This is a genomic window from Streptomyces sp. ICC1, from assembly GCF_003287935.1.
Taxonomy (GTDB): domain Bacteria; phylum Actinomycetota; class Actinomycetes; order Streptomycetales; family Streptomycetaceae; genus Streptomyces; species Streptomyces tritrimontium.
Window position 1 is genome coordinate 572,941 of record NZ_CP030287.1, and the last position, 25,267, is coordinate 598,207.

The following is a 25,267-nucleotide window of genomic DNA, read 5'->3' on the forward strand; positions in this document are numbered from 1 at the left end:
CCGCTTCTCGTCGTGCGTCCGCGGACCGGAAGGACGCGGCGTCCGCGCGGGCCGCTGCGGTACCCTGGCGCCATGCGTGCCGTACGCCTCCTGCTTACCGAGCCGCGCTGAACAGCACCGACCCCACGAGACGGTCGGCCTCGGCGCGGCGCCCCCTCCTGTGCGAGGGGTTTTTTCGTTTGGGCAGGCAGAGACGGCAGAGACGATCGATGGAGCTTCAGAAATCATGAGCGAGACGAACACCCCGGCCCCCGAGGCGGCCGAGGCGCACCGCTACACGGCTGCCATGGCCGCCGACATCGAGGCACGCTGGCAGGACGTATGGGACGCCCAGGGCACCTACGAGGCCCCGAACCCGACCGGTGACCTGGCCGGTGCCGAGTCTTCACAGGCAGCGGCGGTCGTGGCGCGGCCCAAGAAGTTCATCATGGACATGTTCCCGTACCCCTCGGGCGCGGGCCTGCACGTCGGCCACCCGCTGGGGTACATCGCCACCGACGTCTACGCCCGCCACCAGCGGATGACCGGCCACAACGTCCTGCACACCCTGGGCTTCGACGCCTTCGGCCTGCCGGCCGAGCAGTACGCCGTGCAGACCGGAACGCACCCGCGCGTGTCGACCGAGGCGAACATCGAGAACATGAAGGTCCAGCTGCGCCGGCTGGGCCTGGGCCACGACAAGCGCCGCTCGTTCGCCACGATCGACCCGGACTACTACAAGTGGACGCAGTGGATCTTCCTGCAGATCTACAACTCCTGGTACGACGCCGAGGCGAAGAGGGCCCGCCCGATCGCCGAGCTGGTCGCCGCCTTCGAGGACGGCTCGCGCGAGCTGCCCGGCGGCGTCTCCTGGGCCGCGCTGGACGCGGGCGAGCGGGCCGACGTACTGAACGAGCACCGGCTGGCGTACTCCTCCGACGCGCCCGTCAACTGGTGCCCCGGGCTGGGCACCGTGCTGGCCAACGAGGAGGTCACCGCCGACAACCGGTCCGAGCGCGGCAACTTCCCCGTCTTCAAGTCCAAGCTGAGCCAGTGGAACATGCGGATCACGGCCTACGCCGACCGCCTGATCGACGACCTGGACGCGCTGGACTGGCCCGAGGCCATCAAGCTGCAGCAGCGGAACTGGATCGGCCGCAGCGAGGGCGCCCGCGTCGACTTCGCGGTCGGCGGCGACGCCATCACCGTGTTCACCACGCGCCCCGACACGCTGTTCGGCGCCACCTACATGGTGCTGGCGCCCGAGCACGAGCTGGTCTCGAAGATCGTCCCGGCCGAGTGGCCCGAGGGCACCCACCAGCTGTGGACCGGCGGCAACGCGACCCCCGCCGAGGCCGTGGACGCGTACCGCAAGCAGGCAGCCTCGAAGTCCGACGTCGAGCGGCAGGCCGAGGCCAAGGACAAGACCGGCGTCTTCACCGGCGCCTACGCGACGAACCCGGTCAGCGGCGACCTGGTCCCGGTCTTCATCGCGGACTACGTGCTGATGGGCTACGGCACCGGCGCGATCATGGCCGTACCGGCGCACGACAGCCGCGACTTCGAGTTCGCGCGCGCCTTCGAGCTGCCGGTGCGCTGCGTCGTCCGGCCCACGGACGACCGCGACGCCGACCCGGCCGAGTGGGACGACGCGTTCTCCTCCTACGACGGCACGATCGTCAACTCCACGGGCGAGGGCGTCTCGCTGGACGGCCTGGGCGTCGTCGAGGCGAAGGCCGCGATCACCGACTGGCTGGCCGAGCGCGGCATCGGCGAGGGGACCGTCAACTTCCGGCTGCGCGACTGGCTGTTCAGCCGCCAGCGCTACTGGGGCGAGCCCTTCCCGATCGTCTACGACGAGGACGGCGTCGCGCACTCCCTGCCCGCGTCGATGCTGCCGCTGGAGCTGCCGGAGGTCGAGGACTACTCGCCGCGCACCTTCGAGCCCGACGACGCCGCCTCCAAGCCCGAGACCCCGCTGTCGCGGAACGCGGACTGGGTCAACGTCGAGCTGGACCTGGGCGACGGGCGGGGCGTGCGCCCGTACCGGCGCGAGACCAACACCATGCCGAACTGGGCCGGTTCCTGCTGGTACGAGCTGCGCTACCTGGACCCGAACAACGCGTCGGCCCTGGTGGACCCGCAGATCGAGCAGTACTGGATGGGTCCGCGCGAGGGCCAGCCGCACGGCGGCGTCGACCTGTACGTGGGCGGCGCCGAGCACGCCGTGCTGCACCTGCTGTACGCGCGGTTCTGGTCCAAGGTCCTGTTCGACCTGGGGCACGTCTCGTCGGTGGAGCCGTTCCACAAGCTGTTCAACCAGGGCATGATCCAGGCGTACGCGTACACGGACGCGCGCGGCGTGTACGTCCCGGCGGCCGAGGTTGAGGAGCGCGACGGCGGCTACTTCCACCAGGGAGAACCCGTCAAGCGCGAGCACGGCAAGATGGGCAAGTCCCTGAAGAACGCCGTCACGCCGGACGAGATGTGCGCGGAGTACGGCGCGGACACCCTGCGCCTGTACGAGATGGCGATGGGCCCGCTGGACGTCTCGCGCCCGTGGGACACGCGCGCCGTCGTCGGCCAGTACCGGCTGCTGCAGCGCCTGTGGCGCAACGTGGTGGACGAGGAGACAGGCGTGGTGACGGTCGTCGACGCCGAGCCCGGCGAGGACACCCTGCGCGCGCTGCACAAGGCCATCGACGGGGTCGGCGGCGATCTGGCGGGGCTGCGCTTCAACACGGCCATCGCGAAGATCACCGAGCTGAACAACGCCCTGACGAAGGCGGGCCGGCCGCTGGAGCGCTCGGTCGCGGAGCGGCTGGTGCTGCTGGTCGCCCCGCTGGCGCCGCACATCGCGGAGGAGCTGTGGCAGCGCCTGGGCCACGGCGAGTCGGTCGTCCACCAGGACTTCCCGGTCGCGGACCCGGCGTACGTCGTGGACGAGAGCGTCACGTGCGTCGTCCAGATCAAGGGCAAGGTCAAGGCCCGCCTGGAGGTGTCGCCGACGATCTCCGACGCGGACCTGGAGCAGCTGGCGCTGGGTGACGCGGCGGTCGTGGCGGCGCTGGGCGGTGCCGAGATCCGCAAGGTGATCGTGCGCGCGCCGAAGCTGGTGAACATCGTCGTCTGACGCGTCTAAGGGTATTCCCGTACGGGCAGGTTGGGGGTTCGATGGGAACCCGCGGCCTGCCCGTGGCGTTTACGGTGGAAGGGAGCAATCGGCTGGGGAAGGGAACCTCATGGAGGCGGTCTTTATCATCGTGGCCCTGGTGCTGCTGTTCGCCTTCTTGGGGCTCGGTGTCTATGCGACGGTGAAGGTGGTCGGAGCCGCCAAGCGCGGCGTGGACCGGACCATCACCCAGGCCCGCCGCACCGTGGAGGACACCACCCTGAGGGCGCGCAGCTTCGGCCAGGTGGGAGTCGCGGGGGCGCTGGCGCAGCTGCGGCTGGACCTGCGGACGTCGATGCGGGCCACGCAGCAGGCGCTGTACCAAGGGGTCCAGACGGATGCCTCCCTCAAGGAGTCGCTGGGGCTGTTCGAGCGGCTGAGCGCCCACGGGCACGAGCTGGACGACGAGCTGAAGCGGCTGGAGGCCGAGCCGGACCGCAAGCGCACGGAGGCGAGCCTGCCGGACCTGCGGGAGCGCACGGCGAAGATCACGGAGGCGTCCGACTCGCTGCGCTGGGCGGCGCGCGACCGTGCCCGCCGCTTCGCCGCGGACGATCTGTCCGCGCTGTCGGACCAGATCGAGGTCGAGTCGGGAGCCCTGCGGGACTGGTCCCGCGAGTCGATCGACGACCTCGCGTTCCCGGGGTCCCCGCAGGCTTCCCCCGCTGCCCCTGCGACCGGCTCCTGGGGCGCCCCGCAGACGCCCGTGACGCCCCCGGCGGCGCTGGCGCAGCCCGTCGCGGCACCGCAGTACCCCTGGCAGAAGTCGCCCCGCCCGGAGACGACGACCTGACCCCCGGACCGGCGGCCGGGGCCCCCGAGGAGGGCCCGGGCTGCCGGAACACCCCGGCTCCCGGTAACCTCCGCCTCATGTCCCGCCATGTCGCGATCGTCACCGATTCCACGGCCTACCTGCCCCAACCGGCCATGTCGCGGCACGGAATCACCTCCGTCCCGCTGACCGTGGTCCTCGGCGGCGAGGCCCTCGAAGAGGGCACGGAGATCTCGGCCCGGAGCCTCGCCCTGGCGCTGCAGAAGCGCCGCTCGGTCACCACCTCCCGCCCCAGCCCCGAGGACTTCGTCCGGGCCTACCGGGCGGCCGCCGATGCCGGTGCGACCGGCATCGTCAGCCTGCACCTGTCCGCCGAGTTCTCCGGCACCTACGACGCCGCCGTGCTCGCCGCGAAGACCGCCCCGGTGCCGGTCCGCGTCGTGGACACCGGCATGGTCGCGATGGCCCTCGGCTTCTGCGCCCTGGCCGCCGCCGAGGTGGCCGAGGCCGGCGGATCCGTGGACGAGGCCGTCGCGGCCGCCGAGAAGCGGGCCGCCGGGATGTCCGCGTACTTCTACGTCGACACCCTCGACTACCTCCGCCGCGGCGGGCGGATCGGCGCCGCGCAGGCCCTGCTCGGTTCGGCGCTCGCGGTCAAGCCGCTGCTGACGCTGGACGGCGGGCGGATCGAGATGCTGGAGAAGGTGCGGACGGCGTCCAAGGCCATCGCGCGGCTGGAAGAGCTCGCCGTGGAGCGCGCCGGGTCCGGCGCCGTCGACGTGGCCGTGCACCACCTGGCGGCCCCGGAGCGTGCGGAGAAGCTCGCGCAGCGGCTCCGGGAGCGGATCCCGGGGCTGGTCGAGCTGCACGTCAGCGAGGTCGGTGCGGTGATCGGCGCGCACACCGGGCCGGGGCTGCTGGCGGCGGTCGTCTCCCCGCGCTGATCACCGGTTCGGGTGACGGAGTTATCCACAACGGGTCCGTCATCCACCGGAATTGAAGGTTCCGAACGGCGTTCCGGCTGCGGTCCTACGGTCGTGGCATGACTCTTCGCGCTCGTATTCACACTCGCAGTCGTACTCCGCGTCCCGCCGGCGCCGGTGGCGGCCCCGGCCGTTCCCGGCTCTCCGACAGCCGTCTGCGTCACCGACGGCGCCCGCCCGCCGGTGGTTCCGAGCCGGCGGCCGTGCGCCGCAGGGCCGAGGCGCTGCTCGGCGCCGGCCGGGCGGTGCCGTCACCGTTGCCGTCGCCCCCCTTCCCGGCTCCGCCGGTGGCTGTGGACCTGCCTCCGCCTGTGCCGCCTCCGCCCGTGCCTCCGCCTGCGGCCGTGCCCTTGGCCGGGGAGGAGGTGCTGCCCGCCGGGGTCGCGGGGCGGCTCGCGGTGCGGGAGCGGCTGCCGCTGTGGCTGCAGGCCCGCTGCGGGGTGGAGCCGCGCACGGTGGTGGCCGTCTCGGTCGTGCTGGCCCTGGCGGTCGGGTTCGCGGGACAGCAGTACTGGTCGGCCAGGCCGAGGCCGGTGACCGCTCCGGCCCTGGTGTCGCCCGTGCCCGCGCCGGCCGCGGCCGCCCTGCCCGCCTCCGCCGGCGGGGGGTCCGGGCCGATCCTGGTCGACGTCAGCGGCAAGGTCCGGGATCCGGGGGTGCGCAGACTGCCCGCGGGTTCGCGGGTGGAGGACGCCCTGGTCGCCGCCGGGGGCGTGCGGCCCGGGACGGACACCACCGCGCTCAACCGGGCCCGGGTCCTGACGGACGGCGAGCAGGTGCTGGTCGGGGCCCCGGCGCCGCCGCCGGCGGGCGGGGGCGGCCCGCCCGCCGGGCCGCTGAGCCTCGGCACGGCGACGGCCGAGCAGTTGGACGGCCTGCCGGGGGTCGGGCCGGTCCTCGCGCAGCACATCGTGGACTTCCGCACGGCTCGCGGGGGTTTCCGCACGGTCGAAGAGCTCCGGCAGGTCAACGGGATCGGCGAGCGGCGCTTCGCCGACCTGCGGAAGCTGGTGCGGCCGTGAGCCGGGCCGGGGGAGCGGAGCCGGACCGGCCCGTCCGTGACGTGGCGGACGCGCGCCCTGCGGATCCGCGCCCTGCGGATCTGCGCCTGGCCGGGCCCGCGGCGGTTGCCTGGGCGGCGGCCGCCGTCGCCCTCGGCGCACCGGCCGCCCGGAGCCTGTCCGCGGCGGCCCTGGGGGCGTTCGGAGCCGGGCTGCTGGTGCTGGCCGGACGTCGGCGCCCCGAGCCGTCCAGGAAGGCCGTGGCGGCCGCGGCGGCCGCCCTGCTCTGCGCGGCCGCCGCGGCCGGGGTGGCGGGGCTCCAGCGGGCCGAGGCGCGAGCGGGGCCGGTCGAGGAGCTGGCCCGGGAGCACGCCCGCGTACTCGTCGAGCTCACCGTCGGATCCGATCCGCGGGCCGCCCGGAGCGGGAGCGGGCCGCCCGTGGCGGTACTCGACGCGGTGGTGACCCGGGTGACCGCGCCCGACGGCGTGCGGACGCGGGTCGAGACCCCCGTGCGGGTGCTGGCGGGACATCCGGGATGGACCCGGCTGCAGCCCTCGACCCGGGTCGAGGCGGTCGTCCGGCTGGCCCCGGCCCGCGGCGGGGAGCGGGCGATCGCCCTGCTCCGCCCGGCCGGGGACACCCCGCCGAGGGTGACCGGGGGTCCGGACACCGCGCAGCGGATCGCAGGGCAGCTGCGGGCCGGGCTGCGCGAGGTCACCGACGGGCTGGCGCCGGACGCCAGGGCGCTGCTGCCGGGGCTGGTCGTCGGGGACACCTCCCGCGTGGAGCCCGACCTGTACGAGGCGTTCCGGGCCACCGACCTGCTGCACCTGCTGGCCGTCTCGGGCTCCAACCTGACCGTGGTGCTCTTCCTGCTCATCGGGTCCCCGGCCCGGGCGCAGCAGGCGGAGCGGGGCGGCCTGGCACCGCGCCTCGGGCTCTCGCTGCGGGCGACCGCCCTGGGCGGGGCGGCGCTCACTCTGGCCTTCGTGGTGGTGTGCCGGCCCGAGCCGAGCGTGCTGCGGGCGGCGGCCTGCGGGGCGGTCACCCTGCTGGCCATCGCCACCGGGCGGCGCAGATCCCTCATCCCGGCGCTGGCCGCGGCCGTCCTGCTGCTCGTGCTCTACGACCCGTGGCTGGCCCGCAGCCCCGGATTCCTCCTCTCGGTCCTGGCCACCGGAGCCCTGCTGACCCTCGCCCCCCGGTGGAGCGCGGCCCTGCGCGGGCGCGGGGTACGTCCGCGCCCGGCGGAGGCGCTGGCGGCCGCCGCGGCCGCCCAGGCGGTGTGCGCGCCCGTCGTGGCCGTCCTGTCGGCCCGGGTGAGCCTGGTGGCGGTGCCGTGCAATCTGCTGGCCGAACTGGCCGCGGGCCCCGCGACGGTCCTGGGGTTCGCCGCACTGGCGGCGGCCCCGCTGTACCGGCCGGCGGCCGAGCTCCTCGCCTGGTGCGCGGGGGTGCCGGCCGGGTGGATCGCCGCCGTGGCCCGGGGCGGCGCGAGGCTGCCCGGGGCGGAGCTGGGCCTGGCCCTTATACACCTCTCCGAGCCCCCGTGCGTCGGATGCGTTCAAGAGCGAGCGGCGGGGGTCCGCGTACCGCACCCGGAGCGGCTGGCCGCCGTACTGCACGGGGCCCTGGCCGCGTGGGACCCGTCGTACGACGACCCCTCGTGCGGCAGCCCGTCGTACGGCGGCGAAGGCGACGGGCCCGCGCGGGTCGCCGTGGCCGGGGCCGCCGAACTGCTGCGCACGGCCCGCGCGGCGGCCCTCGACGCGGCGCGGCGCGGCGGCGGCCTCGACTCGCTCTCCGTCTCGTACTCCGCGGTGGCCCGGGACTTCGTCCTGCTCGGGCCCGGCACCGCGCACCTCCAAGGCGACGGGCAGCGGCACCTGCTGTCCTGCCGGGCCATCGCGGACGGCACGGGCACGGGCGGCACAGGTACGGGCGGCTCCTGCACGGGCGGCTCCGGCCCGGGCGGCCCGTCCGTCGGGTACCGCAAGGCCGGATACCGCAAGGCCGGGGACCCGGGCTCACGGGAGTCCGGCGCGTGGGAGCCCGGCCGGGACGCCCTGGCCGTCGGGCGCGGTGCGGCCCTCGCCGCCGTGGCCAAGCGCGGGGCGGAGCCGGTGGCCGAGCGGAACGCCACGGTGGTCATCGCCGCCGGCGCCAGCGGGGTGTTCGCGCACGAGCTCCTCGGACACCCGCTGGAGCGGGACGTCATGGCCGGCGGCCTCGCGGGCGTGTCCTGGCGGGAGGGCGAGCGCGTCTGCCCCGTCGCGCTGGACGTCACCGACGATCCGGGGATCCCGGGCGCCTGGGGCAGCTACGCGTACGACGACGAGGGGACCGCCGCCCTCCCCGGACACCTCGTCCGGGGAGGCACGGTCGCGGGGTTCGTCGAGGACGCGGGACGCCTGCGCCGGCAGTCCTTCCGGCATCCGCCGATGTGCCGGATGAGCAATGTGTGCATCGGTCCCGGCCCCGACGACCCCGCCGCCCTCCTGGCCTCCGTCGCCCGCGGCTACCACGTGTCCCGCCTCGGCGGCGGGGAGGTGCGCGCGGACGGCACGTTCTCCCTCGGCGCGGTGGACGTACGCCGCGTCCGCGACGGCCGGCCGGCCGAGCCGGTCGCCGACGCCGTCCTCACCGGGGAGGTCGCGGCCGTCCTCGCGGGCCTCCGGGGGATCGGCTCCGACTTCGCGATGGGCAGCCCCGCCTCCTGCGCCAAGTACGGCCAGGAGGTGCCCGTGGGCGACGGCGGTCCCACGCTCCTGGTGACGGGCGTGGACCTGGGGCCGGGGGTGGACCCATGGCCCGGGCCGGGGCCCAGGCCGGGGCCGTCGGGCTGAGGCGGCGCGCGCGGACCCGTACGACCGACCGCTCCCCGTCGGCTTCCCGTCAGCTCCCCGTCCGACCATCGACCGAGGAAACGAGAGAGACTTGATCACGGCAGACATCGCCATCGTCGGCAACGGCATCCTCGCCCTGTCCACGGCCTTCGAGCTGACCGCCCGCGACGCCTCCCTGTCGGTCGCCGTCATCGGCCCGGAGGACCGCGCGGGCGCGGCCACGCCGGCCTCCGGCGCGATGCTGAACTGCTTCGCCGAAATCACCAAGTACACGCTGCGCTCCGACGCCTCGCGCGCCAAGTTCGCCATGTGCCGGGACGCGTTGGCCCTCTGGCCCTCCTGGCTCGACCGGATCGGCGAGGCGTCCGGCCACGACCGGCCCCACACCGTCTCCGGCACGGTCGTCATCGAGAACGCCGTCTCCGGCGAGCTGGACTCGGAGAACTTCGACGCCATGCTCGACGCCGTCGCCAAGTACGGCGAGGCCCACGAGCTGATCAGCCCGCGCTCGATCGCGGGCCTGGACCCGACCCCGACCGCGCGGCCGCTGCGCGCCCTGTTCCTCCCCGACGAGGGCGCCGCCGACAGCGCGGCGGTGTACGGGGCGGTGCGGGCCGCGCTCGACGCGCGGGGCGTGCGCTTCGTCCCGTACGCCGCCCGCGCGCTCACGCGCGACGGTGACAAGGTGACGGGCGCCGTGCTGGAGAACGGCGACCAGGTGCGCGCGGGCACCACGCTCGTGGCCGCCGGGGCGTTCACCACTCCCCTCCTGGACACCGTGCTCGGGCCCGACGACGTACAGCCCGTCTTCTCCGGCACGGGGATCGCCGCGGTCACCCATCGCTCGGACGCCACGCCCTTCCACCACGTGGTGCGCAGCGTCAACCGGGCGGGCTCGTGCGGGCTGCACGCCGTCCCGTTCCCGGGGGGACGCGACTACCTGGGCGCCACCAACGTCGTCTTCGCCACTCCGCGCACGCTCCCGTCGGCGGGTCTCAGCCATTTCCTCCTGCAGTGCGCGATCGACCAGTTGAACAACGGCTTCGCCTTCTCCGAGATCATGGAATGGCGCGTGGGCAACCGGCCGGTGTCGCTCGACACGTTCCCGCTGATCGGGCGGGGCCCCTTGGACGGCCTCCACATCGCGACCGGCACGTACCGGGACGGGTTCCACAACAGCCCGCTGATCGCCGCGATCACGGCGTCCGAAATCCTCGGCGGCGCCGAGGGAGCCGAGGAAGCCGACGGATACGACCACCCCTTCGTCCCCGCCCGCCGCCCGATCAGCGTGTTCACGGCGGCGGAGAGCGCCGGCGAAACCGCGTATCAGGGCGCGTGCACGGGCTTCGAGGCCTCGCTCGTCCTCCCGCGCCTGTGGCGGCATCAGGCGGTGCCGACGCTTTTCAGCCAGGGCGCCGTCCGCCTGTACGAGGACCTGGGCGCGGCGGGGGGCGCGGCTTCCGGGGAAGCGTACGGATTCTCGCCGGACCTCGTACCGTTCCTCGTCGCGGGCCTGTTCAGTGAGGACGGGCCCGATCGTGAGGCCTATCTACGGGTGAAGTCGCTGCTGGGCAGCCGCGGAGCCTCTGTCGGACTGGAGACGGCACGTTGACCACGGATTCGAGCGAGATCGCGCAGGACGACGGCACCACGCCGGGAACATCCCCGGGAACACCCGCGGGAACCCCGCCGGGGGCCACTGAGGACTCGTCGTCCCTCCAGTCGGCCCGAAGAGTGGCGCTGCCCTTCTACGCGTACGCCATCCTCGCCAACTCCCTCTTCCAGCGCGGTGTGTTCGTCCTCTACCTGGCCCACCAGGGCTTCTCCATCTCGCAGATCGCGCTGCTGCAGACGCTGCTCTACATCATCAGCGCGGTGGCCGAGGTCCCGACCGGGTTCGTCGCGGACCGCGTGGGCCGGCGGGCGAGCATCGTGATCGGCCAGGGCCTGATCGCCGCCTGCCTGGTGGGCCAGGTGGCCCTGACGGGCTTCCCGTGGTTCATCGCGCTGTTCGCCGTCCAGGGCATCGGCATGGCCTTCGTCTCCGGGGCCGACACCGCGCTCCTCTACGACCTGCTCAAGCGGCGCGGCGCCCAGACCCACTACATCAAGGTCAAGTCCCGCTACGCCACCTTCGGCGCCACGACCATGGCACTGGCCATCGCACTGGGCGGCAGCCTGCAGAAGCTGTCCTGGGAGCTGGTGTACCTGGCCTCGGCCGGCGCGCTCGTGCTGGCCGCGTGCGTCCTGCTGGCCCGGGTGCCGGAGATGGGCGGGAAGGAGGCCGCGGAGCTGGACGAGCCGGAGGACTCCGCGTCGGAGAACGGCGCGACCCCGTTGGGCACGGCGGCGGTCCTGCGCGCGCTGACCCCGCGCCTGGCCTCCCTGGTGGTCGTCTCGGGCCTGATGCACGCCACGATGACCCCGTACTTCATCTTCACGCAGGAGGCGCTCAGCGATCAGGGCTTGGCCACCACCCTGGTCAGTGTGGTCATGTCGGCGGGCTTCCTCATCGGCGGCTTCGCCCCGCTCCTCGCCGACCGGGCCGACCGCCGCCTCGGCGTACACCTGCTGGTCCCGCTGACCCTGCTGGTCCTCGCGGCGGCCCTGGGCGTGAGCGGCCTGGGCCTGGTCTGGCTGACGGTGGCCGTCTTCCTCCTGGCGGTGGGCGCCCCGGACATCACGGCGGTCGTGGTCGACAACGTCTTCAACGAGGGGGTCCCGTCGCGCTACCGCGCGAGCCTGCTCTCGATGATCACGTTCGTGGAGTCCCTCCTCATCGGCTGCGGCTACCTCGCGCTGGGCAAACTGATCGACGTCTTCGGCCCGGGCGAAGGCTTCGCCTGGTACGCGGCGGTCCCGACGCTGGCCCTGCTCCTCAGCATCCCGTCCCTGAGAAAGGGCCACTGGATCAAACCCTGACCGCCGACGCGCCACTATCGCCAGATGCTGTTCGCCGGAATTACTGGAACCCACGAACCCTGTTCGTCAAACCGTCTCAGCGTGATCGTGGGCTTGATCCGCTTTGACGGACATCTGAGATCAGGGGCTTCAGCCCCGGAAGGATGATGTTCATCATGGAGAGCATGGGGAAGAAGAAGGCGCGTCCTCGCCGCTCGTTCACGCCGGAGTTCAAGGCAGAGATCGTCGAGCTGTGCCGGCGGGGCGACCGCGTGGTTGGCCAGGTCGCCAGGGGTTTCGAGCTGACCGAGACCGCGGTGCGGAGCTGGGTGAGGCAGGCCGAGGTCGACGCCGGCGAACGGGACGGTCTGACCAGCAGCGAACACGAGGAACTGGCCGCACTGCGGCGGGAGAACCGCCGGCTGCGGGAGGACGTCGAAATCCTCAAGCGCGCGACGGCTTTCTTCGCGACGGAGACCCGGTGAACGTGCACCCGTTCATCGAGGCGGAGAAAACCGCAGGTCACAACGTCAAAAGGGCGTGTGAACTCCTCAAGGTCTCCCGGACCGCCTACTACGCCCGCCGCACTGGCACCCCTGGCCTCCGGGCGGTGCGGGACGCCGAGCTGACCGAACAGATCACCGCTGTTCGCCAGCAGTCCCGTGGCACCTACGGTGCCCCGCGCGTTCACTCCGTCCTCGAGCGCGAGGGCGCCGGCTGCGGACGCCGCCGGGTCGCACGGCTGATGCGGCTGGCCGGCCTGACCGGTAGGCACCGACGACGCCGGCACCGCACCACCATTCCCGACCCACACGCGTCCACCCGAACTGACCTGGTTCTTCGTGACTTCCAGCCCGATTTCGCAGCTCTCGACACCCGCTGGTGCGGGGACATCACCTATGTCGCCACAAGTGAGGGCTGGCTCTATCTGGCCACCGTGATCGACATCGCCTCACGCCGTGTCGTCGGCTGGGCGACGGCCGACCACCTGCGAACCGAGCTCGTCGCCGACGCACTGCGGACCGCCTGCCGAACCCGGCGGCCGGCCGGTCCGGTGATCTTCCATTCCGACCGCGGCTGTCAGGGTGAATTCAACTGGTCGTCGCAACACCTCGTGATCATGGAGGTGTGTAATGGGTCTGCCGAGGAAGCAAGGGTCGCAGCCGCCATCCGGTGTGCGTCGGCAGTGGGCTGCGGATAGGGCGATGCGGCCGCCGATGCGCTCACCGGGCCGGCCTGAGCCATCGCGTGCTGTGCAACGAGACTTCTGGCGCCTGATCGCCTCGGGGATCACTTCTGTCCAGGCTGCCGAGGGGGTCGGGGTGTCGGCACCGGTCGGGATCCGATGGTTCCGACACGCTGGCGGGATGGCGCCGCTGAGTCTGGACGAGCCCTCGGGCCGGTACCTGTCGTTCGCCGAGCGTGAGGAGATTGCACTGCTCAAAGCTCAGGACAAGAGCGTGCGTGAGATCGCCCGCACGATCGGGCGCGCCCCGGGAACGATCTCTCGCGAACTGCGTCGCAACGCCGCGACCAGGAGCGGCAAGCCGGTCTACCGCGCCGTGGTAGCCCAGTGGAAGGCGCAGCAGGCCGCGAAGCGCCCAAAGACGGCGAAGCTCGTGGACAACGACCGTTTACGTGAGTACGTGCAGGACCGGCTCGCCGGTGACATCCGTCGGCCCGACGGCACGATCGTTTCAGGTCCTGCGACGGCACCGTGGAAGGGACTGAACAAGCCCCGCCGCCAGGACAGGCGGTGGTCGACGGCATGGAGTCCGGAGCAGATCGCGCGCCGGCTGCGGGTCGACTTCCCTGATGATGAGTCCATGCGCATCAGCCACGAGGCGATCTACCAGTCGCTGTTCATCGAGGGCCGGGGCGCGCTCAAGCGCGAGCTGGTCACGTGTCTGCGCACGGGCCGTGCGTTGCGGGAGCCAAGGACTCGGTCCCGAAACAAGCGGCAGGGCCACGTCACCGCTGACGTCGTTTTGAGTGAGCGCCCGGCCGAGGCCGACGACCGTGCTGTCCCTGGCCATTGGGAGGGCGACCGTGCGACACGAAGTTGCACGAATTTGAGTGGACTGACCGATTGGAGAGGCAGTTGATGAAGCTGTAGGTGCAGTCACGGGTCCGTGTCCGTGTGACCCGTCCCCGCCCTTGACGTGCGATGCCGGTAACGGAGTGGTGCGAAGCTCAGGGGAAAGCCCAAGAACTTCCGTTCCATCCGGGAGTTACCGGCAAGGGGAAGACCGGACGGGTGAAGTACATGAACTCCCGATGATGCCTCGTGATCCCAAGCCCCGCCGATGGAATGCGTGAGTGGGGTGCATGGCTAGCCGTCGAGAAGCGGCAGGCGCTGGCTGGTAGAGGTCACTCCGGCCAGGTGGACACCGCCGCCTCGGGGTAAAGGGAGCACCCACCCCGGTCGTATCTCATTCGTGTGGAACGTGGAAACCCCGTTGGGGTCCGGGCCGCTTTGGCCCGGTCAGCCGACCGTAAGGAAGGCTCAACTCCCCAGCGGGAACAGGACGGCCCAAGAAGCCAATGCCGGAAGCCGAAGGGAAACGGAAACCCGGGGCAGAAGATCGGACTCTCCGCCGGTCGCCTCGCATAACCGTCCGGATACGGGTGATCTGCCCGGACCCGAAAGGGTGCTGACGTGGGCCGGGTGAGCCTGTGCAGAATCACTGGACAAAGACGACGGAACCGAGGGGCAAGTTGGACATCATGCAGATAGCGGACGGGCTGGCCTCGGCCCTTCCGGCTGCTCCTGCACCGGTGAACGGACCCGAGGGCGAAGACTTGGACTGGGCGTCGATTGACTGGCGGCGGGTCGAGGAGGACGTACGGCGTCTGCGGCAGAGAATCTTCACGGCATCGCAGGCAGGGGATCTGAAGAAGGTCCGTAATTTGCAGAAGTTGATGCTCCGGTCCCGGTCGAACACGCTCCTGAGCGTGCGACGGGTCACGGAGATCAATGCTGGACGCGCGACGGCGGGAGTCGACGGAAAGGTAGTGCTGCTTTCCCAGTCCAAGGCCGCATTGGCCCACTGGGTTCAGCACCGTTCCCGACCATGGATTCCCAAGCCCGTCAAGCGGGTGTTCATCCCCAAACCGGGGACCATGAAGAAGCGCGGACTCGGGATTCCCGTGATTGTTGACCGGTGCCTGCAAGCTGTGGCATTGGGAGCATTGGAGCCCGAGTGGGAAGCGCGGTTCGAGCCGAAGTCGTACGGCTTTCGGCCCGGCCGTGGCTGTCACGACGCGATCGGGGCCATCTACTCCACGCTCAACGGGAAGAACCCGCAGCGTGCGTGGGTGCTCGACGCGGACCTGACGGCGGCGTTCGACCGTATCGACCACGGCCGGCTCATGGCCGCTCTCGGCACCTTCCCCGCCCGGGGACTGGTCCGTCAGTGGCTGAAGGCCGGGGTCGTGGATCGCGGTCGGTTCGCCCCGACCGAGGAGGGAACTCCACAGGGTGGGGTGATCAGCCCATTGCTCTTCAACGTGGCCCTGCACGGAATGGAGGAAGCCGCAGGGGTCCGCTATTACACCACCGGCAGAGATGCCGGGAGTGCGCAAAGCGGCAGCCCCGTGCTGGTGCGGTACGCAGATGACTTTGTCGCGATGTGCACCAGCCGTGAACAGGCCGAGCAGGTCAAGGAACGGCTGGCTGCATGGCTGACGCCCAGGGGACTCGCCTTCCACGAGGACAAGACACGAATCGTCCACGCGGAGAGCGGATTCGACTTCCTGGGGTTCAACGTCCGCCGCTATCACGGCAAGCTGCTGATCAAGCCGAGTAAAGCGGCTCAGCGACGGATCCGGGAACGGCTCAGTACCGAAATGGTGGCTCTGCGAGGGGCCAACGCCGGTGCGGTACTCAAGAAGATCAACCCGATCGTGCGGGGTTGGTCGGCCTACTACCGGACGGTGGTGTCCAGCGAGATCTTCACGGCGCTGGACAATCACATGTGGAAGCTCGCTTACAAGTGGGCCAAACACAGCCACCCGAACAAGCCGAAGCACTGGATATCCGACAAGTACTTCGGCCGGTTCAACAGGTCCAGGAACGACCGGTGGGTGTTCGGTGACCGCGACAGCGGTGCCTACCTGCTCAAGTTCTCCTGGACGAAGATAGTCCGGCACCAACTGGTCAAGGGGAAGGCGTCCCCGGACGATCCTGCCCTGGAATCCTATTGGGCTCAGCGGCGCCGCAAGGGAACCCCTCTACCGGTCGATGCCATGACCGTGCGCCTACTACAGGCACAGCACGGCCGGTGCTCGATCTGCGGAGGGCTCCTCCTGCACGCCGACCACCCGCCACAAAGCCCAGGAGAATGGGAAGTATGGCGGGCTGTCATCCGGAAGGCGATCTCCAAGCAATACATCGCGTTCCCGGACGGGAGCACGCCGGACGGTCAACGACCCCGTCTCCTCCACACCCATTGTCAACGGCGGAATGGAGACGCCGCGATGACGAGTCCAGCACTTTTGTCTGCCAACGAGCCTCTGGGGCTTGCTTGAGCCGTGTGCGGTGAAAGCTGCTTGCACGGTTCTGAGGGGGCGGGGACGCAGTAATGCGTCCCCGCTACCCGACTGATCATCGGGACGGGTAGGTCCGCGATCGGCACGCTCGTCGAGCGCAGCAGCAGGTCCACGCTCCTGGTCCATCTGCCACGGCTGGACGGCTGGGGCGAGGAACCGTATGTGAAGAACGGGCCAGCGCTCGGCGGATACGGGGCCGTCGCGATGAACGCGGCACTGACGGAGTCGATGACCAAGTTGCCCGAGCAGCTACGGAAGACCCTTACCTGGGACCGCGGGAAGGAGCTCTCCGGTCACGCCCAGTTCGCCATGGAGAGCGGGACGCGGGTGTTCTTTGCTGACCCCCACTCGCCCTGGCAGCGACCGACGAACGAAAACACCAACGGGCTCCTGCGACAGTACTTTCCGAAAGGCACGGACCTGTCTCGGTGGTCCGCCGAAGACCTCGAAGCCGTCGCATACGCACTCAGTAGCCGACCCCGCAAGATCCTCGGGTGGAAGACACCCGCCGAAGTCTTCGAAGAGCAACTACGCTCACTTCAAAAACCCGGTGTTGCATCGATCGGTTGAACTCGCCCAGTACACGAGCCGTGAACTCGCCCTCTTGGCAGCCGAGGTCGGCATCCGCCTGTCGGTCGGACGCACTGGGCAATGTTGGGACAACGCGCTCGCGGAATCGCTTTTCTCGACCCTGAAGAACGAGCTGGGCGACACCAACCCCTGGCCGAGCCGGGCTGCCGCACGCACCGCGATATTCGAGTGGATCGAGAGCTGGTACAACTTGCACCGGCTCCACAGCAGCCTCGGCTACCGCAGTCCCGCCGAATACGAGACCGCCCTCGCCGCCTGACCACCACACCAAAGGTGTCCGTCAAAGCGGAACAAGCTCACCCCACCGCCACAAAGCCCACGCTCCCCGGCCCCTGAATGACCACCTGCTTGACGCCTGGGTCCCGCTCCCACCCGACCAGCGCCTCGGCCATCCGCGCCACCATGGGGTGGGTCAGCACATTGAGGGCCCGCGCCGATTCAGGGTGATCACTCGAGCCCAGCCGTCACAGGTACACAACACGGGTCGTCGTCACTCATCACCCACCAAGTGGGCCCTCTCCCCAGCCCCTGCTCGACGGCCTCCGGTCCCCGCCTTGAATACAGTTGGCACTCGATCAGCCCGGACGGGCCGGTGCGCATCACATTCGCGCCCAAGGCCTGGGATTCGGACAGCGCTGCCACCACCAACCAGCCATGCCCGGTTCGACGGACACACCCATCAGCTCTCTGTAAAGACTCCCCGACGCGTCTCCGTCTGTTGCCGCGACGAATCGGCAGTCCAAATCCTCCAGAGCCCCATCAAGAAGCTCGGCGACCTCACCCGGCAGACGTGCACCGATACGGGCGAGCTCGTCCCGGGCTTCCAGTCGTTCTCGGTAGAGGTCTGCCGGATACCAACCCGACGGCGCCCACCCGGACTCCATCTGCCGGATAACCCGTTCCCATATGACCAGGTTGTCCTGCACAGCCCAGAGGATGCTGCCGATTCCGTCATCGAGAGAGGGACGAGCCCCGTTCGAGTCAGTGCGCCGTAGCTGTTCCACCGACACTTTGAAGGCCTCGGCTACAGGGCTTGCCAGCCGCTGCTCCCGTACGATCTCTGCGAAACGCGTGACGATCGCCCGCGGAAGCTGCGGAACAGCCTCCTCGACGGCGGTCACCTCAAGCAGTGGGGGCTCGTCATCGGACGGTTCGAGCCGTGCACGCGTGAGAAGACCTCCCGGCGTCACAGCCCAGTATGCGCTGGGGGGTGCTTCAACGGCAGGGAATAGGACCGTCGTCGCTGTGGCCTGCGCGAGTCCGGCGGCAACCTCGGACTCGGTCGGCCGCACGGTGATGTAGTCCTGGATGTAGATGTCCAGCGACCACGCGACGTCGCCAAAGGTCGCTTGGTAAGTGCACAGGACAGGCGCATCCCAGTTCGGGAGACCGGGGTCGCCATCGGGGTCGACCATCTCCACGTCATTAGCTGCCGTCCCGAGGCATGCGGCAAGTGCGGCGGCCATGGCCGTGGGCCTGACAGCGTCGACCGTGAGAAGGTTGTACGTCACTTGTACGTCCCGTTGTAGATGGCGAGCGCTTTCTCGACGATTCCTGGATTGTTGGTGAAGCGCGGGTTCCTGCTCAACTGCGGCGCGGCACTAAGGTCACCTTTCGCCTTGGCGACCTGCTGCAGGGCAGCGTACTCATTCCTGTCGAGACTCACGAAGCCAGGGCCGGAGTCAGGGAACACCGTCCCTGAGTGCTCGACACCATATAGGCGATTGTTCACTTGGTAGCGGTCGAGTTCACTAATATAGGCCGCCTTCCCACTGGCAATGTCAGCGACATCCTGCTTAACGGTGCCCATCTCGCCGCGCAGGATGACAGTGTTGTTCCCCCTCACCTCGCCACTGGCCGACCCCGAAACAGTATGGCGCGCGTTGGGTGCCTTCAGGTTCTTTCCGGCAGCTGGACCTGGTATATCGCTTGATGCTGGCCAGGGACCTCGACCGGGCCCCGAATCCGCCCCGGAGGACGACCCGTCCCCGCCCGGAGCCTTCGCAGTGCCTGATTCCGGGGTGCTGGGCGACGTGCTGTCCGGAGCGGAGTCGGCCGGGGTGTCCTTGCCTGCGGGCTTGGGGGTGTCATCGATGAGGCTTTTCAGTGCCGAGATGAGGGACTGACCTCCGCCGAGGCCATCAGCCTTAGCGAGTTTATACTCCCGGTATGCGACCACCCCGACTTTGCCCACACCGTAGCCGTCCACGAAGAGCGAGCCGATGAGCCCAGTCCACCAGCCAGCCTGGTAAGCCTTCGAGTCCGGATCGATATTGAAGAGCTCACCGGCCGGCCGGCCACCCCAGAGATTTGGTACATGCCGCTTCGGCGCCTTGTAGCCGGTCCAGTCGTTGAATTTCTTATTCTTGCCGTTATAAATCTCAACGCAATTATTGAGCAGAAATCCGGGGGCATTAAACCCGAGGTTGACACTATTCATGCCTCCGAGCGCTCCGTCGACCACCCCCGCGAGGAATTTGCCGACGTCGGCCCAGCCAACGAATAGCCCGGACGGGTCGCTCATGTTGACGGGGTCGTCGCCGGCGTAGGTGTAGCCGCCCATTTGGTTCTGGTCGCCGGCTTCGAAGACCGGGTCGCAGGTGAGGAAGCGGCCGATGACCGGGTCGTAGTTGCGGGCGCCCAACAGGTTCAGGCCGCTGGTGGGGTCGACTGGCTGGCCCAGGTAGGCGCGGTTGTCGGCCCAGGCCGGCGGGGCGGTGCCGCGCGGGGCTCCGTACGGGTCGAAGGCGCGGCGGGTGACCGTGAGGGTAGTTGCGTCGATCTGGAGCTGGGAGGTGTTCTGCGGGGTGGTGAGCTGGTAGGTGACGGAGCCGGTGGAGGAGCGGGTGATCCGGGTGCCGTCGGGGCTGGTGTAGTTGCGGAGGCCTTCGACCGTCTTCGTGGTGTTGTTCAGCTTGAGCTGTTCGGTGCCGCCGAAGAGGTAGAGGGTGTCGCTGTCCGGAGACCGCTGGATCAGCAGGCCGCCGTCCGCGTCGTACAGGTAGGTTGCGGTCTGGGTGCCGCCGCCCGGCTTGGGGGTGGTGACCGTTTCGGTGCGGCCCTGGGCGTTGTACGTGAACGTCTGGGTCGTGGTCGCGGCCGTGCCGGCCTTGGTGTCACGGCTGGTCGTGTTGCCGACCGAGTCGTAGTGCGGGGTCAGCGTGGTCGTACCGGTGGGCCCCGTGGTGGTGATGGACGTGGCCGTGTTCGGCTGGGCCGCCGGCGTGGAGCCGCTGCCGGGGTAGGTGCTGGTCTGGGTGACGTCCTTGAGGGGGTTGCCCGCGGGGTCGTGCTTGACCTGCTGGGTGCGGTCGCCGAGCTGGTTGTAGGTGAAGGACTGCCAGTACGGGTTCGGTCCGCCGATCGTCGTGGACGTCGGCTGCGCGGTGTTGCACTTGGACAGCTGGCCGGCCTTCGGAGCCGCGAGACCCTTGGTGTCCGTCCAGGCTTGGGCCAGGCGGTTCTGCCCGTCGTAGAGGAAGCACTGCGTGTCCGTGCCGGTGGCCGATCCGCCGCTGGACTGCACGCTGGACGTTCCGGTGAGGTTGCCAGCCTCGTCATAGGCATAGGTGGTGTCTTCGACCGCGTCGCCAGTGGTGCCGGTTTGCAGGCTGACCCTGTTGGTGGCCTGTCGGCCGGTGGCGTCGTCGTAGGTCTGAGCGGTGCGGAGCTGCTTTCCGTAGGGACCGTACGTGGACTGGATGACCTGGCCCAGCGGTGTGTAGATGGCCTTGTTCAGGTACGGGGTGGTGGCGGATCCGTACCCGGTGAGGCCGCCCTGCGGGTTGTACCCGTACCCGATCCGCTCGGCCGGCAGGCCGCCGTCGGCGCCGTAGGTCGTTGAGTTCAGCAGCCCTACAGTGGGCGTGTATTCGGCGGTCGCGGTATACGTCCCTGCGAGCTTGCCCTCGTCGGAAGGGATGACCGTCGTGGTGCCCGTGGGCTGGTAGGCGGTCGTGTAGCCGTCGATCTTCTTCGTGTACGCCTTGCCGGCTGTTCCGCCCACGAATCGGGTCGAGGACGTCGGGCGTCCCTTGAGGAGCGTGTCGTACGTCCACTCGGCCAGCTTCTTGGTCTGGTCCGTGGTGCTGGTGCCCTCGTATTCACCGGTCTTGCGGCCGAGGGTGTCGTAGGTGGTGGAGAGGCTCTTGCCCCGCGCATCGGTGCTCAGGATCACTCGCCCGAACAGGTCGTAGCCGGTGGTGGAGGTACCGGTGTCCGGGTCGGTCTGGGACAGTTTCTGGCCGAGCAGGTTGTACGTGTAGGTCCACTTATTGCCGGCGGTGTCGCCGATGGACGCGACGTTTCCGGCAGGGGTGTACGAGTACGTGGTGGTCGCGTCAGCCGTGGCGGCCTTGCCCGCGGTCCCGGACGTCCAGATGGAGGTTCCGGCGGCGTCGTACATCTGGGCGGTGTCGTCGCCCTTGACGAGGAGGTAAGCGCCCGTGGCTCCGGCGGTGCCCGTACCCGAAGACCAGAGAACGGTTCCTGTGATGCTGGTGACGACGAGGTTGCCGTCGGCACGGACCGTCGCACTCGCGCCCGGGTTGCCGGCAGTGCCCGAGGACCAGAGAGTCTTGCCGTCCGTTATGGCGGCCAGGACGAGGTTGCCGTCCGCCTGCATGACGAGCCGGACGCTCCGGGAATCAATGGTGGTGCCGGATGAAATGGTCTTGCCGGCTGTCAGCTTGTTGTCTGCCGTGGTGTCCAGGGACTGGGTGGACGTCGTCTGGCCGATGGCGTTGGTGTAGGTGAGCGTGGCCTGCCCGCCCTTGGGCGGAGTGGTGGAGGTCTTGTCGACACCCGAGTACGTCGTGCTTCCCTGCCAGAGCTTGGCCCCCTTCGACCACTGCTCCGAGGCGGTGACACGTCCCTGGCCGTCGTACACCTGACGGGCCTGGCTGGGCACTGTGTTCTCGGCCTCGACCCACAGGGTGGTCCCAGGAGCGGTGGTCGGATCCGCGTAGGGCGCGATGCTGGAGACGGCCCAGCCGTGGCTGTCGTAGGCGGTCGAACTGATCAGACGGCCGGCGGAGTTGTTCGCGGTCGTCGACTGTTGCTGACGAACCTGGAGCATGCCGTCGTAGAGCGTGACGGACTTGCCGTAGCTTCCGTTATCCCGGAGCGTCTCCGTGGTGACCGACGGCGGGTTCGGGCTGTCGCCGGCCCCGCTGACGGTGTACGTGAACTTGCGGTCCGGGGTCTGCGTGGCCTTGTCCCGGCCCGGTGTCCAGACTGCGGTACGGCGGCCCAGCGTGTCGTAGGTGCTGGCGGTGACGCGACCGTTGACATCGACAGATTGGAGATCCAGCCCGCGCGCCGGAGACACGTCCATCGTGGATGTCCAGCCATAGGGCTGCGGGTACGTCGTAGTGACCTTGGTCGGCAGGGTCACCGAGGAAGGCGTGTACGAAATAGTCGTGAACTGCGAAGCCGCGTCGGTCTGCTTGATGGCGCGCCCGTAGTCGTCATACGTCAGACCGCCGTTGGTCTGGAAGACCGGATTCCCCGCGCCGTCGTACTTGGTTACCACCTGCGCCGCTGTCAACCGGCCGACAGAATGGGTCTTTCCGTCCGAGGCCCAGGTCTGCCCGAGCTGCCCGTGCGTGCCAGGACTGGTAACGGACCCGTCGCCGTCGTAGAAGAACCGTTTGTGGCTGAGGGTCGTACCCGCACCAGGCGTCGTGGTGCAGGGGCCGGCCACTGCGATGACCTCACTCTGAAGGGTCACCATCATCGGGTTGCTCGCAGGCGCCGATGCGTACGTCGTGGTGGTGCAGTTCTCCTGTTCGGGTGCGGCGACGTCACCCTTGTCGTCGATCTGATGGACCCGGCCCAGGTCGTCGTACTTGGTTACGACTTTCGACGTGCGCCATGCCCCGGTCGACATGAGTCCCATCGACCGGTTGGCCACGTCCGTGGTCCGCCGGGAAACCAGGCCCGGCAGCGTGGACAACGATGCCGGAGCGGGAACCTTGGATGTCCAGGCCGTGCGGCTCTGAGTTGAGGTGACCTTCGTGGTGAGCGGACCGTTGAGCGTCTTGGAGGTGACGGTCCCACCGGCCGCCGTGAAGACCTGCGACTCCAGCGTGGCGCCGGACAGCCAGTCACTGTCCGGGAAGGATTCGCCCAGGGAGTTGGTCAAGGAGACCGATCGCCGGGTGCCGTCCTTCTTGTAGTCGCCGTCCATGCCCTGCAGGTACGTCGAGACGGACTGCGTGATCGGGTCAGGGGCGACGCCGGACTTCGTGGTCACGGTGCGGTAGCCGCGGAAGTCGTTCCACGTCCGGTACTCGTCGTCGGTCAGCTCCGAATCGTCCCGGTGCCAGGCCGCGCCGCCGCCGTACTCGTAGTTGGTGACCTGGTGAGGAGAGCCCGCCTTGGTGAGGTCGCTGGTGACCACCTGGGTGACGAGGGTCTTCACGAACCAGTCGGCGATCGGCTTTGCCACCCCGGACGGGGCCCAGTAGGCCTGGTAGCAGGCCATCGTGTTGTTGTCCGCCGCCGCGGGCATCGTGTTCTTGACGCGCGAGCACTCGGGATCTCGGTAGGTGACCGCCGTGGAAGCGCCGGTCTCCGTACGGATGCTCGAGATGCGGGGGTGGTAGAGCGCCGGCGCTGCCGGCGTCAGCCCGTCCACGCGGTTGTCGATCTCGATGCCCGTGAAGGTGACCGGGTCCATCGTGAGGGGTTTGCTGCCACCGCCGGTGGTGTCCCGCCCGGTGTGCTGGATGGAGGACAGCCACAGGATCGACTGAAGCATTCCGGCGCTGTCCGGCTTGCCTGTCTTCCCGGTGACCGGGTCGATCACGCCACCGGCGTCGGAGAAGACGTGCGTGAGGGAGTACGAGTCGACGTCCTGCCAACCCGTACCGATCTTTACCTTGGTGTTGATGCCCATCAGCCGGTGCGTGGACCAGAACGTCGGAGAACCGAACCGGCAGACGTCGTCGCCCTCACCCTTGGTCTTGTAGGTGGAGGGGCAGTTGATGTCGTAGGGGACGTCGGGCCAGTTCTTGGCCGTGTCCTTCGACAGGTTGCCGGCCGCGCACACGGTGTCGGAGGTCGTGCACCGCTGCTTGGTGTCGAAGTTGATCTGAGCCGCGGGGTCCCTGCCGGCGACGGCGTCGGCGAGCTTGTAGCCGTAGGAGATGCGCGTGAGCTCGCCCGAGCGCGTGTACGGGGTCAGGGTGCCACCCTCACCCTTCGCGGCGACCTGACCAAAGCCCATGTTGTAGTAGTTCGACTCGGTCGTGTAGTCGTACCGCTGGACGTTGCCCTGCGAGTCGACGGCGAAGTCCAGGTTGAAGCGGTACCCGACCTGCTCGTCGCACCGGGAGGCGTTGCCCTTGGCCGCGCTGTAGCAGGGGTCCCCCGACTTGGGGTGGTATACCGGAATGCCCCAGGCGCTGTTGGTCGCGGAGTCCGCCGCTGTACCGGGCGCGTGGTTGAGGCCGAGGTAGTACGCGGTGCCGTCGGTCGTGGTGACCTTGAAGTACTCGCCATCCCACAGGCCGTTCGTCGCCCCGCTGAGCCGCTCGATCTTCGTGCCGTCGTCGGACGCCAGGCGGTAGACGCCGTCACTGCCGCGGATGAGCTGGCCGGTGTGCGCGCCGAGCGAAAGCGTGCCGTTGAAGCCGGCCCAGCACTGGTCACCCGAGTCCTTGATCCCCGAGTCCTTGCAGGACTTGTAGGAGCGCTCGATGAAGCCCGGCGCGTACGACCAGCCGTCACCGATCCAGGAGGACTGCGAGTTCCGCGCGGACGTCTTCCCGTCGATGGACTGCGAGTTGTACGTGAGCGCCACGGAGGGCGCCGTGCCGCCCAGCGAGGGCGGTACCGCGATCGGGTAGCTGTAGGTGAAGGCACCGGATGCCGACTGCGCCCAGGATCCCGACGCCGACAGGGACGTCGCCGCGTATTCGCCCTGCGAGCCACCCGTGTCGGACACCGCCGCGACGGCGACCTCCTGAGTCGCGGCCGACGCGGCCATCAGCGGGGTCGCCGCACCGGAGAGGACCGCATCCTTGAACCGCGGCGTGCTGCTCGGCATGTCGACGTTGGCCGTGAGCCGCTGCTTCGTCGGGTCGTTGACTGTCTGCAGGGGGGTCTGCACCCGGCAGGCGGCAACCGACGGAGTGGTGAGAGCGCAGCCTGGCAGGGACACCAGATGCAGACGGGATGCCCATCCGCCGCCATATGCGTTGACCAGTTCGCCGTAGTCCACGCCCACTGACAACTGGCCGCCGACTGCCTTGCCGTCGGTGGGCGCCACACCGATGAGCATGCCGTTGACGTTCACCGATTCGGTCTGCTGACGGCTCGCCGTCTGCACGCGAACGGCTGTCGGGCCGTCCGCTGCCGGGCCGCTCTGCGCCCCGCCGGCTGAACGCGCTACGCCCTGTGCCCCGGCAGGCGCGGCCGGAGCGATCCAGACCGGCGACTTTCCGGCCCGGACCGGCTGAACC

At 69.6% G+C, this 25,267-nt stretch carries 12 protein-coding genes and 4 pseudogenes; 13 read left to right on the top strand and 3 right to left on the bottom strand.

The annotated features are described in order from the left end of the window. The first annotated feature begins 226 nt into the window (after positions 1–226). The 13 genes and pseudogenes from leuS to DRB96_RS02755 form a co-directional block, all read left to right on the top strand. Positions 227–3,112, top strand: a complete 2,886-nt coding sequence (gene leuS / locus DRB96_RS02695) for a leucine--tRNA ligase (protein ID WP_112446590.1) — start codon at positions 227–229, stop codon at positions 3,110–3,112. A gap of 109 nt (positions 3,113–3,221) precedes the next feature. Then, a complete protein-coding gene (locus DRB96_RS02700; RefSeq protein ID WP_112446591.1) occupies positions 3,222–3,944 on the top strand; it encodes a hypothetical protein in 723 nt (240 codons plus the stop codon). A 77-nt stretch (positions 3,945–4,021) separates the two neighbouring features. Continuing rightward, entirely contained in the window at positions 4,022–4,867 is an 846-nt protein-coding gene (locus tag DRB96_RS02705; protein WP_112446592.1) for a DegV family protein, read from the top strand. 98 nt (positions 4,868–4,965) lie between these two features. Further along, entirely contained in the window at positions 4,966–5,928 is a 963-nt protein-coding gene (locus tag DRB96_RS02710) for a ComEA family DNA-binding protein (RefSeq protein WP_112446593.1), read from the top strand. 41 nt (positions 5,929–5,969) lie between these two features. Further along, a complete protein-coding gene (locus tag DRB96_RS42630; RefSeq protein WP_239517865.1) occupies positions 5,970–8,756 on the top strand; it encodes a ComEC/Rec2 family competence protein in 2,787 nt (928 codons plus the stop codon). Between the two features lie 91 nt (positions 8,757–8,847). After that, entirely contained in the window at positions 8,848–10,368 is a 1,521-nt protein-coding gene (locus DRB96_RS02720; protein ID WP_162688502.1) for an FAD-dependent oxidoreductase, read from the top strand. Beyond that, positions 10,365–11,678, top strand: coding sequence for an MFS transporter (locus tag DRB96_RS02725; RefSeq protein ID WP_343234498.1), 1,314 nt, complete (start codon positions 10,365–10,367; stop codon positions 11,676–11,678). Before DRB96_RS02720 ends, DRB96_RS02725 begins: the two co-directional genes overlap by 4 nt. Positions 11,679–11,824: 146 nt before the next feature. Next, the gene (locus DRB96_RS02730) at positions 11,825–12,142 is read left to right on the top strand and encodes a transposase (protein ID WP_162689046.1); all 318 of its coding nucleotides are present in this window, start codon (positions 11,825–11,827) and stop codon (positions 12,140–12,142) included. Then, a complete protein-coding gene (locus tag DRB96_RS02735; RefSeq protein ID WP_162688500.1) occupies positions 12,139–12,858 on the top strand; it encodes an IS3 family transposase in 720 nt (239 codons plus the stop codon). The genes DRB96_RS02730 and DRB96_RS02735 overlap by 4 nt, the downstream gene beginning before the upstream one ends. A gap of 166 nt (positions 12,859–13,024) precedes the next feature. Continuing rightward, positions 13,025–13,705: pseudogene (locus tag DRB96_RS02740) on the top strand (helix-turn-helix domain-containing protein); the annotation flags it as partial. Positions 13,706–14,384: 679 nt separating this feature from the next. Next, positions 14,385–16,187: a group II intron reverse transcriptase/maturase gene (ltrA, locus tag DRB96_RS02745; RefSeq protein WP_112453169.1), complete on the top strand. Its 1,803-nt coding sequence runs from the start codon at positions 14,385–14,387 to the stop codon at positions 16,185–16,187. 72 nt (positions 16,188–16,259) lie between these two features. Further along, positions 16,260–16,778, top strand: a pseudogene (locus DRB96_RS02750) (IS30 family transposase); the annotation flags it as partial. A 49-nt stretch (positions 16,779–16,827) separates the two neighbouring features. Further along, positions 16,828–17,058, top strand: a pseudogene (locus tag DRB96_RS02755) (integrase core domain-containing protein); the annotation flags it as partial. Positions 17,059–17,099: 41 nt separating this feature from the next. Here DRB96_RS02755 and DRB96_RS44210 read toward each other — a convergent pair. The 3 genes and pseudogenes from DRB96_RS44210 to DRB96_RS02770 all read right to left on the bottom strand — a co-directional run. Continuing rightward, positions 17,100–17,280, bottom strand: a pseudogene (locus DRB96_RS44210) (enoyl-CoA hydratase/isomerase family protein); the annotation flags it as partial. A 118-nt stretch (positions 17,281–17,398) separates the two neighbouring features. Then, positions 17,399–18,310, bottom strand: coding sequence for a hypothetical protein (locus tag DRB96_RS02765; RefSeq protein WP_112446597.1), 912 nt, complete (start codon positions 18,308–18,310; stop codon positions 17,399–17,401). Beyond that, complete coding sequence (locus DRB96_RS02770; RefSeq protein WP_162689047.1) at positions 18,307–25,134, bottom strand: RHS repeat-associated core domain-containing protein; 6,828 nt, start codon at positions 25,132–25,134, stop codon at positions 18,307–18,309. The genes DRB96_RS02765 and DRB96_RS02770 overlap by 4 nt, the downstream gene beginning before the upstream one ends. Between the last annotated feature and the right edge of the window lie 133 nt (positions 25,135–25,267).

What these genes read in the sequence shown, in the direction of transcription:
- DRB96_RS02705 (WP_112446592.1), top strand. Translation starts at nt 4,022, where the DNA reads ATGTCCCGCCATGTCGCGATCGTCACCGATTCCACGGCCTACCTGCCC.
- ltrA (WP_112453169.1), top strand. Translation starts at nt 14,385, where the DNA reads ATGCAGATAGCGGACGGGCTGGCCTCGGCCCTTCCGGCTGCTCCTGCA.
- DRB96_RS02730 (WP_162689046.1), top strand. Translation starts at nt 11,825, where the DNA reads ATGTTCATCATGGAGAGCATGGGGAAGAAGAAGGCGCGTCCTCGCCGC.
- leuS (WP_112446590.1), top strand. Translation starts at nt 227, where the DNA reads ATGAGCGAGACGAACACCCCGGCCCCCGAGGCGGCCGAGGCGCACCGC.
- DRB96_RS02710 (WP_112446593.1), top strand. Translation starts at nt 4,966, where the DNA reads ATGACTCTTCGCGCTCGTATTCACACTCGCAGTCGTACTCCGCGTCCC.
- DRB96_RS02700 (WP_112446591.1), top strand. Translation starts at nt 3,222, where the DNA reads ATGGAGGCGGTCTTTATCATCGTGGCCCTGGTGCTGCTGTTCGCCTTC.